Genomic DNA, 16,128 nt, shown 5'->3' with positions numbered 1-16,128 from the left:
AATTTCTGCTTTTTTTATTTTCATCCTTTTTTCTTTCTGTTTGTGGCGAAAAAAGAGGTGTATTTAAAATGTTACTATTCTTTTAACAGTCTGAAACAAACTATTTCTATAGAACGGAGTCTGAGAATGTATATATTTAAAACATATCCTGACTTTTCATGAAGATTTCGACTAAATACCTCTTGCTGATCCTTTCCCTGTTTATCAGCGTTGCTTCGTTTGCACAAACTAAAAATGGGTCGGTAACCGGGAAAGTGGTGAATGCCAAAGACCAGTCGCCTATAGACTTTGCTTCCGTAGGTGTAAAAAATCTTCAGGATTCAAGTGCTACCGCAGTTAATACCAACCATGATGGTACTTTTCAAATCGGCGGATTGGCGCCAGGCTCTTACCGCTTAACAGTGGCTTACCTCGGTTTAAAAAATTTTAATAAAACCTTTACGGTTACAGCTGCAGCTCCTGCTGCCAACCTGGGTAACCTGGCCATGGATAACAGCGGGCTCAATTTGAAAACAGTAGAAATCAAAGGCGCTGTAATTCCTGTAACAGTAAAAACCGATACTATTGAATATGATGCAGCGGCTTATAAAGTGAAGGAAAATGCAGTGGTGGAAGATGTGTTGAAAAAACTACCTGGTGTAGATGTAGCCAAAGATGGTTCTATCAAAGCACAGGGAGAAACCGTAACCAGGGTACGTATTGACGGTAAGGATTTCTTTGGTAACGACCCTTTACTGGCTACCAAGAACCTGCCCGCAGATATGATCGATAAAGTGCAGGTGATCGACCTGCTGTCAGATCAGGCGCAGTTTACCGGGGTGGATGATGGAAACAGGGAAAAGATCATCAACATTACGACGAAGAAGAACATGAAGAATGGGTATTTTGGAAATACCAGTGCAGGTTATGGTACCAATAACGGCCCGGAAACGGATAACCGCTATGATGTGAGCATGAATGTAAATAAGTTCAATGATAATCAGCAGCTGTCGGTAATCGGGCAGTTTAACAATGTAAATAAGCAGAACTTTGGTGCTGGTGGTGGTGCCGGTAATGCCGGTGGCGGCCGTTTTAGCCAGGCGGCAAGTAATGGTGCCCCTCAACAGGGAATTACTACTACTGATGCTGCAGGTTTAAATTATGCCAATGAGTTCAAAAATGGAACTAAACTTTCTGCAAATTACTTTTTTAACAAAACATCCCTGTTTAATGACCAGACCAGTGATATTACAAATTTACTGGGTCAGGGTGTGACAACGAATAACAAACAGAATTTAACCAGTACCACCAACAAAACGAACCACCGTTTTAACTTTTTACTGGATACCAAGATCGATTCTACCACCTCCATCAGGATTCAGCCAACGGTTACTTATTCTGTAACAGACCTGAACCAGAATACCAGTTATGTAAACAGTTATGCGCATTCTACAACGATAGGAAGCCAGATCCTCAATACCAGGACTACAGCGCCAACACTGGCTGATGTTTTGCTCCTGCGGAAAAAGTTCAAAAGAAGAGGCCGTACCATATCCCTGAATGTGAATACGAATATCAACAATAGTGATTCGAAGAATTTTAACAACATTAATAACCTAACCACTACAGATGCCGATTCATCATCAACAGCACTGACCAACCAGCTGTTTAACCAGAATGCCAAGTCCTTCAGTAATACAGCCCGTTTAGTGTATACAGAACCGCTGTCTAAAGCACTGAATCTGGAACTGAATTATCAAAATGGGTATAATTACGATAACAGTGACCGGGCTACATATAATTTTAATCCGATCACGAATTTATATGATGTGCCGGATCTGACGTATAGCAATACTTACGAGAATAAAACTTTTACCAATGCAGTGGGCGCCAGTTTAACCAATACTACTAAAAACTCTAACCTCAACATAGGTGTAGCAGTGCAAAATACCGACCGGTCAAATGATAACCTGACCACAGGTGCTGTGTTTTCACAGAACTTTACCAATGTGATTCCAAGTGCAGTGTACCGCTATCGCTTCAGCAGGACCAAACGTCTGGTGATCAGGTATCGCGGAAGTACTGTACAGCCATCTATTTCACAGATTCAACCCATTGCCGATAATACCAATACGGTCAGCGTTCCTATTGGTAACCCAAACCTAAAACCTTCATTTAACAACAACCTGACGTTTTTATACAATAACTTTGATGTCGCGCATTCCCGTTCTTTATTTATATACGGAAATTTAACGCAGACCTTTAATGGGTTTGGAAACGACAGCAAGCTGATTGATGATCCAACTAACCCAAATTCAGGTAAATTTGAGATTACCCCGATCAATGTTCACGGTGTGTTTTCAGGTACATTGGGTACCTCTTTAGGCGTGCCGGTTGTAAAGGATAATAAACTAAACTTTAACATTGATTTTGGAGGTACTTATGCAAGAGGGGCCAACGAAACCAATGATATCAGCAATATCACCAATAACTTAACCCTGACCAATAAATACAGATTGGTTTCCTCTATGGATAAGCTGGATATGACAGCGGCCATAGCCGGATCATTTAACAGGGCTACTTATTCTGCACAGGCAAGCAGCAATACTACTTATTACACTTTAAACCCAACCATTGATATCAGTTATATGTTCCCGGGTAATTTCAGGGTGTCTACAGATGTAGATTATTATCAGAATACAGGCGGGGGGCCTTCTTATGATACGCATTACACCATTATGAATGCTTTTATCAGTAAGCAGTTTTTTAACAACAGAGGGATGTTTAAAATAGCTGTGAACGATTTACTCAACCAGAACCAGGGCATTACCAGAACAGCTACCAATACGGCAATTACAGATTTAAGATATAACGTACTGAAAAGATATTACCTGTTATCCTTCACGTATTCGCTGAATAAAATGGGCGGCAAGAATGTAGGCGGAAACAGAGAGCCGGGCGAACGCAGAGGCGGCGGTTTTGGCGGTGGTGGAAACGGCGGTGGCGGCGGAGGCTTTGGTGGTGGAGGAAATGGTGGTGGCGGCGGAGGCGGTTTTGGTGGCGGCGGTAATGGCGGCGGCTAAGAAGCAGGCTGAATGTAATGCCAACATCATATCTATAGCGGATAAACTCTTCTTTATTTGGATTTATTATTGATAAAGTCTAAATTGCCGCCTAATTAAAGATATGAAACTTTCGCAGTTGAATCCAGGGGAACGTGGCACTATTGTAGCATTTACAGATTTAGAAATGTCGGTGAAATTGATGGAAATGGGTTGCCTTCCCGGGGAGATGGTGGAAGTAGAACGTTTTGCACCACTGGGCGATCCTATTGCTATCCGTGTGGCAGGTTATCAGCTTTGTTTACGTAAAAACGAAGCTTCTGTGATCATTATTTCTTAAAATACCTTGGCTTCTCCTATTAAAATTGCGTTGGTCGGTAACCCTAATACAGGGAAATCAACCTTGTTTAACCTGCTTACAGGGTTAAATCAAAAGATTGGTAATTTTCCGGGTATTACAGTAGATAAAAAAGTAGGCTTTTGCAAGTTAAACCCAACGCTGCAAGCTGAAGTCATTGACCTTCCCGGCACTTATAGTTTATACCCTAAGAGCAGGGATGAGAGTATCGTTTTCCAGGTACTTGCAGATACCCATAACTCAAGTCACCCTGATATCATTGTGGTTATTGCCGACGCAACAAACCTTCGCAGAAATTTATTGCTGTATTCTCAGGTAGCAGATTTACAGATTCCCGTATTGCTGGTCCTGAATATGATGGACATGGCAAAAAAAGAGGGGATCAATGTCAATATTGATAAACTTTCTGAGCGTTTGGGTGTACAAGTAGTAGGCATTTCTGCGCGAAGTAAAACCGGGCTGGATCAGCTGAAACAGGCTATTGCCAATACCACTACTTTAGCTACCCAGGTAAAGGGCGCAGATATGAATATGCTTGCTGCTGAGGCTATTCATGAAGTGAAAGAGCTTGTTCATACAGATAACGATTACCTGGCGCTGCAACTGCTGCACCAGCATGAACATCTGGAAAGTTACACCCATCAATACGAACAATTTGAGCATATTGAAAGGTCACATCATTTTGAATCTTCCAAATTACAGGCAGCAGAGACCATTGCCCGCTATAGATATTTAAGTACCGTACTTTCTGGGGTTATAGAAGATACCGGTGCGGCAAAGAAATTTGTCTTCAGTGACAAAATAGACTCCGTTTTAACCAATCGTTTCTGGGGATTTTTTATTTTCCTCGGCATCCTGCTTTTTGTTTTTAACGCTATATTTTCATGGGCAGCCTATCCAATGGAACTGATTGAAGAATCATTTGTTTGGCTGACTGCCTTTGGACATGCACACCTTCCTGCGGGGATGCTAACCGACCTGATGCTGGACGGTGTGGTTGCCGGTTTAGGTGGTATCGTGATATTTATTCCCCAGATTGCTATTCTTTTTGCCTTCATCTCCATATTGGAAGATACAGGATATATGGCCAGGGTTACCTTTATGATGGACAAGATCATGAGGAAGTTTGGCCTGAGCGGCAGATCTGTTGTACCGATGATCGGCAGTCTGGCTTGTGCCGTGCCTTCCATTATGAGTGCCCGTACCATTGAAAACTGGAAAGACAGGATCATCACTATTATGATCTCTCCACTGGTAAGCTGCTCTGCAAGGCTTCCCGTATATACATTACTGATTTCACTGATCATCCCTAACCAAAAAGTATTTGGTTTTATCAGTATGCAGGCCCTGGCTTTAATGGGTATGTACCTGATCAGCATATTGGCGGCTATGACCGTTGCTTTTGTAATGAACTTCCTGATCAAGGCCAAAGAGAAGTCTTATTTTATCATGGAATTGCCTGTGTACAGGATGCCAAGATGGAAGAATGTAATTTTTACCATGTATGATAAGGCAAAAACTTTTGTTTTTGAAGCGGGTAAGGTGATCATTGCCATCTCCATTGTATTGTGGGTAATGGCTTCCTATGGCCCGTCTGATCGTTTCCAGAAAATAGAACAGAAATATACACAGCTGGAAATTAAAAAAGACAGTACACAGGTAAGTACGATTGAAAGGGACAAAGCCGCAGAAAAGCTGGAAAATTCCTATGCTGGTATCTTAGGGCACACCATAGAACCTGTGATCAGGCCTTTGGGTTACGACTGGAAGATAGGCATTGCCCTGATCACTTCATTTGCGGCCCGTGAAGCATTTGTAGGAACAATGGCTACCATTTATAGTGTAGACAACGGTGCAGAGAATACAGGGACTATACGCCAGAAAATGAGCGTAGCCACCAATGCCCATACAGGACTTCCCCTGTTTACTTTTGCAACCGGCTTTTCACTGATGCTTTTCTATGCCTTTGCCATGCAATGTATGAGTACTGTAGCCGTGGTTTACAGGGAAACAAAAACCTGGAAATGGCCGGCTATCCAGCTCGCTTACATGACCGGGCTCGCCTATGTGGCCAGCTTAATTGCCTATCAATTGTTGAAGTAAATTCTTTACCTTAGAGCTGTGGAAAAATCTACTATTTTAGCACAGTATATGCCTCCTGAAGCAGCCCCCGTGATTGCTAAATGGATTGACTATTTTCAATGTGAATTTAAAATATCCAAAAGCAGGGCCACTAAGCTGGGTGATTACCGGCACCCTTTCCAGAAGCTGGGACACAAGATATCCGTGAACAATAACCTGAACAGATATGCTTTCCTGGTGACAACCGTTCATGAATTTGCGCATTTGCTCACCTGGAACGACCATAAAAATAAGGTAAAACCGCATGGGGAGGAATGGAAGCGCAATTTTAAAAGAATGATGACGCCCTTTCTGGAACAGCAGGTATTTCCGCAGGAACTGCAGACCGTGATCATTACCTATCTGAACAATCCCTCTGCATCGAGTTGTACTGATTTAAGGTTGTCCCGGGCGTTGAAACAATATGATTTTTCACCAGATCATTCCAGGCTGGAGGAATTACCAAGGAATACGGTTTTTACCATTAAAGATGGTCGCAGGTTCAAAAAAGGAGATCAACTGAGGAAACGTTTCAGGTGTGAATGTCTGGATAATGGTAATATTTACTTGTTTAGCCCGCTGGCCGAAGTAGTGGTATCCGCTACCGGCACATAAACTGCTTCTTTGTCTACAATTTTCCAGTTCAATCGCAGCTTTTCATCTTTAAAAGTCAGAGGGGTATTTAACAGGCTGTCTATAAATGCATCTTTGGTATTCACCAGCAGGCTAGCCTTATAATTGCTCCTGTTTTTGCTTTTTAGATTGATATAATGTGCCTCGGGATAAGTAGTGATATTATCAAATACCATTTCAAATTTATCCTTGCCCATAATGGCATCATTGAGGCCTTTGATATCATCTTCATAATTGGCATCGGGATATTTGTTGTCAACCGGCTGGATCAGCAGGTAGGGAAGTGTATGTATCGCTGCTGAAGAACTTGCCGTTCGGCTGTCCATCCTGAAAGCTACATTATTTCGCATATAGGTACGTACATCTTTAAAAACGTCACCTTCAGCATTCATAACCTTATCGCTTTCCGTAACCAGGATCAGGCTGTCTTTTTTAAAATAATAATTTTTGATGGTGCTACTGATGTTTCCGTTATCAGCGTAGGTTTTATAGACCAGGGTACTATCATTTCCGCTGTACTTTTCTGCGTACATGGAAAAATCACCGGACTGGTAAACAAGGCTTAGTTCTTTTTTGAAATTTTTAAGGTTATTATCTGCGTTTACTGAAAACTCAAGTATAGTTTTTTCGTTCATCCCCGTCGATCCCTGTTCGGAAGACATCTCTGCCTGCGGATGGGTAGACTTGAAGTAATTACAACTCTCCATAGTAAACAGTAAAAGGCCTAAATTTAGTAAATGGAGGGTCTTCATAACATTTTCGTGAATGGTTGATGTTATGGAGCAGGCCATTATCGTGCCAATGAAGCTAATAAGCCAGTAGTTTCTGTATCGTTTCGTGAAGGCGGCTTTTGGCCAGAAACTGATCTTCCAGTATTTTACTCATCGGGATGGCCGTATCCAGACTTGCACAGCGCATCACCGGGGCATCCAGGTGTTGAAATAAGTGTTCGCCAATCCATGCCGCAATTTCAGCACCGAAGCCGCTGCTCAGCGTATCCTCATGCAGGATGACTACCCTTCCGGTTGCCTTTACGGCTTCAGTTACTGTGGCTTTGTCCCATGGCTGTAAACTGCAAAGATCTATCAGTGTTACCGACAGCTCAGGGTGATCATCCAGATAGGACAGTGACCAGTGTACACCCAAGCCATAGGTAATAATAGTGAGTTGTTCCCCCTGTTTCAGTACGTTGGCTTTGCCGATCTCCAGGGTGTAATAGCCTGCAGGCACTTGTCCGCTTAAACTTCTGTACAGGTATTTATGTTCAAAATAGAGAACCGGGTTAGGATCTTCAATAGCTGCCAATAATAATCCCTTAGCCTCGTAAGGGAAGGCTGGATAAACAATTTTAAGTCCCGGGGTTTTGGTAAACCAGGCCTCATTGCTCTGGGAATGAAAAGGGCCTGCGCCAGTCCCTGCCCCTGTTGGCATACGCACCACTACATCAGCTTTCTCGCCCCATCTGTAATAGGTCTTGGCTAAGTTATTCACGATCTGGTTAAACCCACAGGTCACGAAATCTGCAAACTGCATTTCTACTATCGCTTTATAACCATTGATGGAGAGTCCCAGTCCTGCACCAATGATCGCGGATTCACAGATAGGCGTATTGCGTACCCTTGCTTTGCCAAATTCTTCCACAAAGCCAGCAGTAATTTTAAAAGCACCGCCATATTCGGCGATATCCTGACCCATGATCACCAAGTTTGGGTAGCGTTGCATACCTGTCCGGAGTCCATCACTGATGGCATCAATATACCGTAGTTCGGTTGTGTCTCCACTGGCGGGAATTAGCTTTGGCGTAAAAGGATGATACATATCTTCCAGTTCAGCAGCCAAATCAGATACTGGCTCCTCTTCCTGAAAGGCCAGTTCAACTTCCTCTTCGATCCCTTTCTTAAATGCTATTTTAATTTGATAAAGTAATTCATCAGTCAATACTCCTTGTTCAAAAAGGTAGTTTTCAAAGGTTTTCACAGGATCTTTCAGTTGCCATTCTTCAAAGAGCTGCGAAGGAACATACTTTGTTCCCGAGGCTTCTTCATGTCCACGCATTCTGAAAGTTAAACATTCCAGCAGCACAGGTTTGGGATTTACGCGCATATTTTCGGCCAAACGGGTAATGGTATCATAAACTTCCAGGATGTTATTGCCGTTTATCTGAATACCTTCCATCCCATAACCAATGGCTTTGTCCTTTAAATGCGCGCAATTAAACTGTTCGGTAATGGGAGTGGAGAGTCCGTAGCCGTTGTTTTCGATCAGGAAAATCACAGGGAGGTTCCATACGGCGGCAACATTCAGCGCTTCATGGAAATCACCTTCACTGGTAGCGCCTTCACCTGTAAATACCAGGGTAGCTTTTTGTTTTCCCGCAATCAGGTCTGCCAGGGCAATTCCATCAGCAAGTGCCAGCTGCGGGCCCAGATGAGAGATCATCCCGATGATCTTGTGTTCTTGTGTACCGAAATGAAAAGACCTGTCCCTGCCTTTGGTAAAGCCGGAGATTTTACCCTGCCACTGCGCCATTAATTTTTTCAATGGAATATCACGACTGGTAAAAACGCCAAGGTTCCTGTGCATAGGCAAAATATACTCGTCCTTATTCATGGCTAAAGTAGCACCTACGGCAATAGCTTCCTGGCCTATGCCAGAAAACCATTTCCCTATGCGTCCCTGCCTCAGCAGGATGAGCATTTTATCTTCGACCATCCTTGGATAAAGCAGTTGTTTGTACAATGCCAATAGGGTACTGTCGTCTTTATCCTTACGGTCGAAGTGCATCATTTAAACCTGGGGTTTGTTTTTATTTTTTTCCTGCCATTGTTTAGCAAAAGATTTAGAGGCTATTTCTGGCATGGCGCGGTATTTACCCCACATTTTTTTGAAGAGGAACTTTAGCAGGAAGTTTTTGACCTTACCGCCAAACATATCCATCATTGATCTTTTAGACATGCCGGTATTCCATACTTTCCAGCCTATTTCTTCAGCCTTTGTATTCTCATGCTGTTCTGCTGCATCCCTTCTGTTCAGCAATAACATTTTATGAATATCAATCTTCACCGGGCAAACTTCAGAGCATTTGCCGCAAAGACTGGAAGCATAACTCAGATGTTTAAACTCTTTCATACCCTGCAGATGAGGGGTAATGATAGAACCTATAGGGCCGCTATAGGTGGTATTATACGTATGACCACCAATGTTCTTGTAAACCGGACAGGCATTTAAACAGGCACCACAGCGGATACAGTATAAGCCCTGGCGCTGGTCTTTCTGCGCCAGCAGATTGGTACGTCCGTTATCCAGCAGGATCACGTACATTTCTTCCGGGCCATCTGTTTCATTAGCTTGTCTGGGGCCGCTTAAAATCGTGTTGTAAACGGTTAAATTCTGGCCGGTCCCGTGACTGGCCAGGAGTGGCCAGAACAAGTCAAGGTCTGCCATGGAAGGAATGATTTTTTCTATCCCAACAATGGCAATATGTATTTTAGGAAAGGTAGTGCTTAACCTTGCATTTCCTTCATTTTCTGTCAGCGCTATACTTCCTGTATCGGCAATCAGGAAATTCCCTCCGGTGATACCAATATCAGCCGTCAGGTATTTTTCCCTTAACAATTCCCTTGCCTTTTGGGTTAATTGCTGCGGGGTAAAATCTAAAGGTGTGCCGAATTTCTCATGGAATAACTTGGCAATGTCTTCTTTGGTGAGGTGCATTGCCGGGGTAACAATATGATAGGGAGCTTGTCCCAGTAGCTGAACGATAAACTCACCGAGGTCACTTTCCAGGGAAGTAATCTCATTCTCTTCCAGGAACTGGTTCAAATGAATCTCTTCAGTGGTCATAGACTTTGATTTGATCACAGTTTTGCCACCACTCTTGTTAATGATGTTCAGAATTTCCCTTTGGGCTTCTTCTGCATCATTTGCCCAGATCACTTTTCCCCCGCGACGCTGAAAATTGGCTTCAAACTCGGGCAGGTATTTGTCCAGGTTCTCCATCACCCTCCATTTGATCACATGGGCCTTCTTTTTAGAATTTTCCAGGTTTTCAAACTTTGTTAATCCTCTGGCTACCGCTTCGTTGTACTTACCAATGTTATGGTTAATCGTGTCACGATGGTCCAAATCAAATGCCTTCTCATCCGCCTTTATCAAAAACTCCTCAGCAATTTTCGTCATGTTCAAATATAAATAAATACGTTAACAGGTAAACAAAAAAACCTGCCAGTTGTGGCAGGTTTCTAATTTATTTTTTTAATTGAGGAATTAAATCTTAGGTGCTTTGCTTGTACCGTACAGTTCTTTATTCTTTTTACGTTCTATATAGGCCGAAATAAATATGCTCAGTTCAAATAGGAGATAAAGCGGGAAAGCAACCACCATCATGGTGATCATGTCAGGTGTAGGGGTAATAATCGCTGCGATTACCAGGATGATTACAATCGCATACCGGCGACTGGCCCGCATGAATTTAGGTGTCATGATACCAAATATCGACAGGATGTAGATCACTACCGGTAATTCGAATATAATGCCTGTTCCAATCGTTAAAGTGGATATAGACGATAAATAGGAATCGATCGTGAATGTATTTTCAATAGTTGGGCTGACAGAAAAGCCAGTCAGGAAATTTACAGATAAGGCGCATACAATAAAATAGCCGAACAGGATACCTATAAAAAATAATACTGAGGCGAAGAATACAAATCCTCTGGCAGATTTTCTCTCTTTTTCATGCAGTGCAGGTTTGATAAACAGCCATAATTCAAAAAGCAGGTAAGGTATACCGAAAACAACTCCGGTCATAATACAGGAATTGATCTGTAAAGTAAACTGACCAGCCATTTCAGTATTGATAATTTTACCGTTAATGTGGGTGATACAGAAGTCAGGCCCGAGTGAAGGGAACCTTGCAGCCAGTTTACACATCATCCGATAAGTCCAGAAATCTGGCTTATCCGGTCCCATGATAATCGTATTGAATAAGATGTCATACCACCAGAAGGCTGCCCCGGTAAATATAACTACTGCTAGTAACGATCTGAGTAAGTGTTTCCTTAATACGTCAATATGGTCAAAGAAAGACATTTCTGCCTCCATGGTCTTGCCTTTATTCTTAATAGCACCGATTAGGTCCCTTGTTCTATTCTCACTCATGTAGCTTATTTGTAACCAAAAATACCATTCTATTTGATTAGAATGGTATCTACGTTTTAAATATAAGAATTAGATTTCTATTCTGAGAAAACAAATGTTTCCATAAACTTGGTGGTGAAATTTCCTGCCCTGAAGTTTGGATCTTTCATTAGTTTTAAATGGAAAGGTATAGTAGTTTTAATCCCCTCAATCACAAATTCACTCAGTGCCCTTTCCATAGTGCTGATGGCTTCTTCACGTGTTTGTGCCACGCAGATCAGCTTTGCAATCATGGAGTCGTAGTTGGAAGGGATTTGATAACCTGCATACACATGCGTATCAACCCTTACACCATGCCCACCTGGTGAGTGGAAATTAGTGATCTTTCCCGGACAAGGCCGGAAGTTATTAAAAGGATCTTCAGCGTTGATCCTGCACTCAATTGCGTGCATATCCGGCAGATAATTTTTTCCTGAGATGGGAACACCGCTGGCTACTTTAATTTGTTCTTTAATTAAGTCGTAATTGATAACTTCTTCCGTTACGGGATGTTCTACCTGAATACGGGTATTCATCTCCATAAAATAAAAGTTACGGTGTTTGTCAACCAGAAATTCAATCGTTCCGGCACCTTCGTACTGTACAGCGGTAGCACCTTTGATGGCAGCTTCACCCATACGGTCTCTCAGCTCGGGAGTCATGAAAGGAGAGGGTGACTCTTCTACCAATTTCTGGTGACGACGCTGAATAGAGCAGTCGCGCTCAGACAAGTGACATGCTTTGCCATACTGATCACCAATAATCTGGATCTCAATGTGGCGTGGATCTTCAATATATTTTTCCAGATATAATCCATCGTTGCCAAATGCAGCACCAGATTCCTGTCTTGCACTATCCCAGGCATGTTCAAACTCTTCGTCTTTCCATACCACGCGCATTCCGCGGCCACCACCACCGGCAGTAGCTTTCAGAATAACGGGATAACCTACTTCATTAGCCAGTGCAATGCCTTCTGTAATACTCTCCAGTAATCCTATTGAACCCGGAATTGTAGGAACGCCAGCCTTTTTCATTGTTTCTTTGGCTGATGCTTTATCACCCATAGAATTGATCTGCTCTGGAGTGGCACCAATAAACTTGATCCCGTAATCGCGGCAAACAGAAGAGAACTTGGCATTCTCTGATAAAAACCCGTAACCTGGGTGAATGGCATCTGCGTTGGTTAATTCTGCGGCAGAAATAATATTTGGAATACTTAAATAAGAATCTTTACTCGGAGGAGGTCCTATACAAACAGCTTCATCCGCGAAACGAACATGTAAACTTTCTCTGTCTGCTGTAGAATATACGGCAACAGTTTTTATGCCCATTTCTTTACAGGTGCGGATAATACGCAAGGCAATCTCGCCCCTGTTGGCAATTAATATTTTTTTAAACATATAATTGATAAGATGATAATTTGCTAAAAGCAAATATTACATAGGTTCTACTAAAAATAACGGTTGGTCGTATTCTACAGGAGATGCATTATCTACCAGTACTTTAACTATTCTTCCAGAAACTTCACTTTCAATTTCGTTGAATAACTTCATTGCCTCAATGATACAGATGATTTTACCTTCAGCAATCTCGTCACCAACATTAGCAAAAGAAGGTTTATCAGGACTTGAAGAACGGTAAAAAGTACCGATCATTGGAGATTTAATGGTGATATATTTAGAACTTTCATCAGCTACAGGAGCACTTGCAGTAACAGCAGCAGGTTGTGCAGCCGGAGCAGCAGGAAGTGCCTGTGAAACTGGCTGAGCAGGTACAGTAGCGGTAATCACTGTTGGGGCCTGGTTGGTTTTAATCGTAATTTTGAAGTCTTTTTGTTCAATTGCAACTTCATTGACGCCCGAACGAGAAACAAATTTAATGAGTTCCTGAATTTGTTTTATATCCATTTTTTGGTGTTTTGTTGAAAAGATAGTGTGTCTTTTAAAGACTCTAAGTTAAGTATTTATTATTATATTAAAATCAGTAAGCCCATTTTAAGAAAACAGAGCCCCAGGTAAAGCCTCCGCCAAAAGCAGCAAGAATAATATTGTCGCCTTTTTTGAGTTTACTCTCCCATTCCCACAAACAAAGCGGTATAGTTCCGTTGGTGGTATTACCGTAACGTTCAATATTGATCATTACCTTTTCTGATCCTACGCCCATTCTTGCGGCAGTAGCATCAATAATTCTTTTATTTGCCTGATGCGGCACTAACCAGGTAACGTCTTCAGAGCTGAGTTCATTTCTTTCCATGATCTCGGCTGCAACATCCGCCATGTTGGTTACAGCAAATTTAAATACAGCTTTACCTTCCTGGTAAACATAATGTTCCCTGTTGTCTATCGTTTCATGAGATGCTGGCCTTGCCGATCCGCCGGCTTTCTGGTGCAGGAACTGTCTTCCATGACCGTCAGATTTCAGGATAGAATCGATAATTCCAAAACCTTCCTCATTAGGCTCTAATAATACAGCACCACAGCCATCACCAAAAATGATGCAGGTAGTTCTGTCTGTATAATCAATAATAGAAGACATTTTATCGCCGCCAACTACCAGTACCTTTTTATGTTTTCCTGATTCGATGAATTGTGCGCCGGTAGATAAGCCATAGATAAATCCCGAGCAGGCAGCCTGCAGGTCAAAGCCCCATGCATTTTTGGCGCCGATCTTATCCGCAAGGATATTTGCCGTGGCCGGAAAAGGCATGTCGGGCGTAGTGGTACAGAAAATGATCAGCTCGATTTCATCGGCACTGATACCACGCTTTTGCAATAAGCCATTAACGGCATGCACAGCCATATCAGATGTTCCTAAACCTTCACCTTTTAAGATTCTTCGCTCTTTAATACCCGTTCGGGAGGTGATCCATTCATCCGTTGTGTCTACAATTGTTTCTAATTCCTTATTGGAGAGCACGTAATCTGGAACATAACCTTGAACCGCAGTAATAGCAGCGTGAATTTTATTCATTTTTTATAATATTTATTTAAATGCAATCTGTATCTTCTCTACCAGGCCTGTAGTGATCATATCTCTCGCCTGGAATATCATATTTTTAACGGCTTTAGGACTTGATATACCATGACCTATAATTACAGGTGCATTTACGCCAAGTACCGGGCTTCCGCCATAGTTTTCATAATTGAACCTGTCAAAGAATTCATCTTTCAGACCTCTTTTCATGGTCATAATGTAAAACGATTCAGAGAGTTTCAGCATGATATTGCCCGTAAAGCCGTCACATACAATCACATCCGCTTTGTCGTTGAACAAATCACGTCCTTCAATGTTTCCAATAAAATTGAATTGTTCACATTCTTTCATTAAAGGGAAAGTAGCCAGACTAAGCATATTCCCTTTTTCATCTTCTTCGCCAATATTAATCAGTCCAACTTTTGGATTCCTGATTTGCATTACATTTTCGGCATATAAACTGCCTACAATACCAAATTGAACCAAAACATCCGGCTTGCAGTCGGCATTAGCGCCAACATCAAGCATCAAACCTATTCCTCCATCCAGTTTGGGTACAAAGGTACACAAAGATGGCCTGATGATACCCGGAACAGATTTTACACTGAAAACGGCACCTACCATCATGGCACCCGAATTGCCGGCACCAACAAAGGCGTCAATTTCTCCTTTTTTCAACATGGAGAAACCTACAGAAATACTTGAATTTGGTTTTTGGGTGATAGCCCGGGTTGGATGTTCGCCCATACCAATTACTTCGTCGGTATGAACAAATTCAAAGTGATCGGGATTGAACCCCTGTTCAGCAAGTAAAGGCTTAATCTGCTGAGTATCGCCAATAAGGACTAAGTGCTCATTGGGCGATAATAGTTCATGAGCTGCTATTGCTCCCAAAACATTTGATTTGGGAGCATAGTCTCCGCCCATTATATCGAGACCTATTTTCATAGTAAAAAATCAGTTTGTGAGTAAAGCGTTATTGCCTTTTTTTCCAAGCGCCTAAGATAAACTTAAAGAGGTTGAAAACACAAACAATTTCTCAGTAAAATTAACCTATTGATGTGTTTTCAATAACCAATTTACCGTTGTAGTACAAGTTACCGTCAACGTTGTATGCATGGTGTGGGATGTGGATTGCACCAGTAGTTTGACAAGTAGCTAAAGAAGGAGCTACCGCTTTATAGTGTGTTCTTCTTTTATCTCTTCTACTTTTAGAGATCTTGCGTTTAGGATGTGCCATTGCTGATTTATTTTAATTATTATTTTAATTTTTTTAGTGCTTCCCATCGTGGGTCGTCACCTGTTGTATTTTCTTCTTCCTGATGGTCCGGATTGGATAAATTCTCCAGTCTTTCAATCATTTCCCTGTCGCACTGAACGCCATTGCCGTTCTGCTCACAGATTTTTATATAGGGTACTGATACGGTAATAAATTCATAAAGAATTTCTGCGATATCAATGCTATTCTCTTTTTTACTCAATACGATGATCTCCAGATCATCACTTTCCAGCTCATCTTCAGCAAACTTAACGATCTGCCTTTCCGCAATGTCAAGTGGTGCATCAAATTCAGCCAAACATTTGTCGCAATCCAATTTGATTGTCCCCTCAATGTGGATCTGTAAGATCAGCATTGTCTCCTGCTTGTCCAGCTCTACATCTACTTTAAGGTCTCCTTTTTTTACAAGGGAGTACTCAAATGCGTCAAAAAAGCTGTTATCAATCTCAAAATCAAATTGATGCTTGCCAATTTTTAAGCCTGTAAACGGGATTGAAAATTGTTTTAAAGGTTTCAATTGTAACAAAATTTTAGCCCGCAAATGTATG

General features: G+C 41.9%; 14 protein-coding genes. 4 read left to right on the top strand and 10 right to left on the bottom strand.

All coding sequences use genetic code 11. The annotated features are described in order from the left end of the window. Positions 1–158: 158 nt before the first annotated feature. The 4 genes from GSQ84_RS16750 to GSQ84_RS16735 all read left to right on the top strand — a co-directional run bounded on the left by GSQ84_RS16750 (position 159) and on the right by GSQ84_RS16735 (position 6,135). Entirely contained in the window at positions 159–3,062 is a 2,904-nt protein-coding gene (locus tag GSQ84_RS16750) for a TonB-dependent receptor (RefSeq protein WP_216848949.1), read from the top strand. A 103-nt stretch (positions 3,063–3,165) separates the two neighbouring features. Beyond that, positions 3,166–3,381 (top strand): FeoA family protein, encoded by a 216-nt coding sequence (locus GSQ84_RS16745; RefSeq protein ID WP_158798416.1) that lies wholly within the window; start codon positions 3,166–3,168, stop codon positions 3,379–3,381. Positions 3,382–3,387: 6 nt separating this feature from the next. After that, complete coding sequence (gene feoB / locus GSQ84_RS16740) at positions 3,388–5,502, top strand: ferrous iron transport protein B (RefSeq protein ID WP_158798415.1); 2,115 nt, start codon at positions 3,388–3,390, stop codon at positions 5,500–5,502. 18 nt (positions 5,503–5,520) lie between these two features. Next, a complete protein-coding gene (locus tag GSQ84_RS16735; protein WP_254070890.1) occupies positions 5,521–6,135 on the top strand; it encodes a SprT-like domain-containing protein in 615 nt (204 codons plus the stop codon). Here GSQ84_RS16735 and GSQ84_RS16730 read toward each other — a convergent pair. The 10 genes from GSQ84_RS16730 to GSQ84_RS16685 all read right to left on the bottom strand — a co-directional run bounded on the left by GSQ84_RS16730 (position 6,084) and on the right by GSQ84_RS16685 (position 16,097). After that, the gene (locus GSQ84_RS16730; protein ID WP_158798414.1) at positions 6,084–6,860 is read right to left on the bottom strand and encodes a hypothetical protein; all 777 of its coding nucleotides are present in this window, start codon (positions 6,858–6,860) and stop codon (positions 6,084–6,086) included. The genes GSQ84_RS16735 and GSQ84_RS16730 overlap by 52 nt on opposite strands. 100 nt (positions 6,861–6,960) lie before the next feature. Next, complete coding sequence (locus GSQ84_RS16725) at positions 6,961–8,940, bottom strand: thiamine pyrophosphate-dependent enzyme (protein WP_254070889.1); 1,980 nt, start codon at positions 8,938–8,940, stop codon at positions 6,961–6,963. Beyond that, positions 8,941–10,332, bottom strand: coding sequence for a LutB/LldF family L-lactate oxidation iron-sulfur protein (locus GSQ84_RS16720; protein ID WP_158798413.1), 1,392 nt, complete (start codon positions 10,330–10,332; stop codon positions 8,941–8,943). 87 nt (positions 10,333–10,419) lie between these two features. Continuing rightward, positions 10,420–11,310 carry a twin-arginine translocase subunit TatC gene (gene tatC / locus GSQ84_RS16715; RefSeq protein WP_158798412.1) on the bottom strand — a complete coding sequence of 297 codons (891 nt, stop codon included), beginning with the start codon at positions 11,308–11,310 and terminating at the stop codon, positions 10,420–10,422. Between the two features lie 77 nt (positions 11,311–11,387). After that, a complete protein-coding gene (gene accC, locus GSQ84_RS16710; protein WP_158798411.1) occupies positions 11,388–12,728 on the bottom strand; it encodes an acetyl-CoA carboxylase biotin carboxylase subunit in 1,341 nt (446 codons plus the stop codon). Positions 12,729–12,764: 36 nt separating this feature from the next. After that, positions 12,765–13,235: an acetyl-CoA carboxylase biotin carboxyl carrier protein gene (gene accB / locus GSQ84_RS16705; protein WP_158798410.1), complete on the bottom strand. Its 471-nt coding sequence runs from the start codon at positions 13,233–13,235 to the stop codon at positions 12,765–12,767. 73 nt (positions 13,236–13,308) lie between these two features. Continuing rightward, a complete protein-coding gene (locus GSQ84_RS16700) occupies positions 13,309–14,298 on the bottom strand; it encodes a beta-ketoacyl-ACP synthase III (protein ID WP_158798409.1) in 990 nt (329 codons plus the stop codon). 12 nt (positions 14,299–14,310) lie between these two features. Beyond that, a complete protein-coding gene (gene plsX, locus GSQ84_RS16695) occupies positions 14,311–15,249 on the bottom strand; it encodes a phosphate acyltransferase PlsX (protein ID WP_158798408.1) in 939 nt (312 codons plus the stop codon). 100 nt (positions 15,250–15,349) lie between these two features. Then, positions 15,350–15,541 carry a 50S ribosomal protein L32 gene (rpmF, locus tag GSQ84_RS16690; protein ID WP_090556981.1) on the bottom strand — a complete coding sequence of 64 codons (192 nt, stop codon included), beginning with the start codon at positions 15,539–15,541 and terminating at the stop codon, positions 15,350–15,352. Positions 15,542–15,560: 19 nt separating this feature from the next. After that, positions 15,561–16,097 carry a DUF177 domain-containing protein gene (locus tag GSQ84_RS16685; protein WP_158798407.1) on the bottom strand — a complete coding sequence of 179 codons (537 nt, stop codon included), beginning with the start codon at positions 16,095–16,097 and terminating at the stop codon, positions 15,561–15,563. Positions 16,098–16,128: the final 31 nt, after the last annotated feature.

It is taken from the genome of Pedobacter sp. L105, from assembly GCF_009765875.1.
Taxonomy (GTDB): Bacteria; Bacteroidota; Bacteroidia; order Sphingobacteriales; family Sphingobacteriaceae; genus Pedobacter.
The sequence above is the reverse complement of the archived record's forward strand: the minus strand, read 5'-3'. Positions and strand labels throughout refer to the sequence as shown.

What these genes read in the sequence shown, in the direction of transcription:
- GSQ84_RS16750 (WP_216848949.1), top strand. Translation starts at nt 159, where the DNA reads ATGAAGATTTCGACTAAATACCTCTTGCTGATCCTTTCCCTGTTTATC.
- GSQ84_RS16745 (WP_158798416.1), top strand. Translation starts at nt 3,166, where the DNA reads ATGAAACTTTCGCAGTTGAATCCAGGGGAACGTGGCACTATTGTAGCA.
- GSQ84_RS16730 (WP_158798414.1), bottom strand. Translation starts at nt 6,860, where the DNA reads ATGGAGAGTTGTAATTACTTCAAGTCTACCCATCCGCAGGCAGAGATG.
- GSQ84_RS16725 (WP_254070889.1), bottom strand. Translation starts at nt 8,940, where the DNA reads ATGATGCACTTCGACCGTAAGGATAAAGACGACAGTACCCTATTGGCA.
- GSQ84_RS16720 (WP_158798413.1), bottom strand. Translation starts at nt 10,332, where the DNA reads ATGACGAAAATTGCTGAGGAGTTTTTGATAAAGGCGGATGAGAAGGCA.
- tatC (WP_158798412.1), bottom strand. Translation starts at nt 11,310, where the DNA reads ATGAGTGAGAATAGAACAAGGGACCTAATCGGTGCTATTAAGAATAAA.
- accC (WP_158798411.1), bottom strand. Translation starts at nt 12,728, where the DNA reads ATGTTTAAAAAAATATTAATTGCCAACAGGGGCGAGATTGCCTTGCGT.
- accB (WP_158798410.1), bottom strand. Translation starts at nt 13,235, where the DNA reads ATGGATATAAAACAAATTCAGGAACTCATTAAATTTGTTTCTCGTTCG.
- GSQ84_RS16700 (WP_158798409.1), bottom strand. Translation starts at nt 14,298, where the DNA reads ATGAATAAAATTCACGCTGCTATTACTGCGGTTCAAGGTTATGTTCCA.
- plsX (WP_158798408.1), bottom strand. Translation starts at nt 15,249, where the DNA reads ATGAAAATAGGTCTCGATATAATGGGCGGAGACTATGCTCCCAAATCA.
- rpmF (WP_090556981.1), bottom strand. Translation starts at nt 15,541, where the DNA reads ATGGCACATCCTAAACGCAAGATCTCTAAAAGTAGAAGAGATAAAAGA.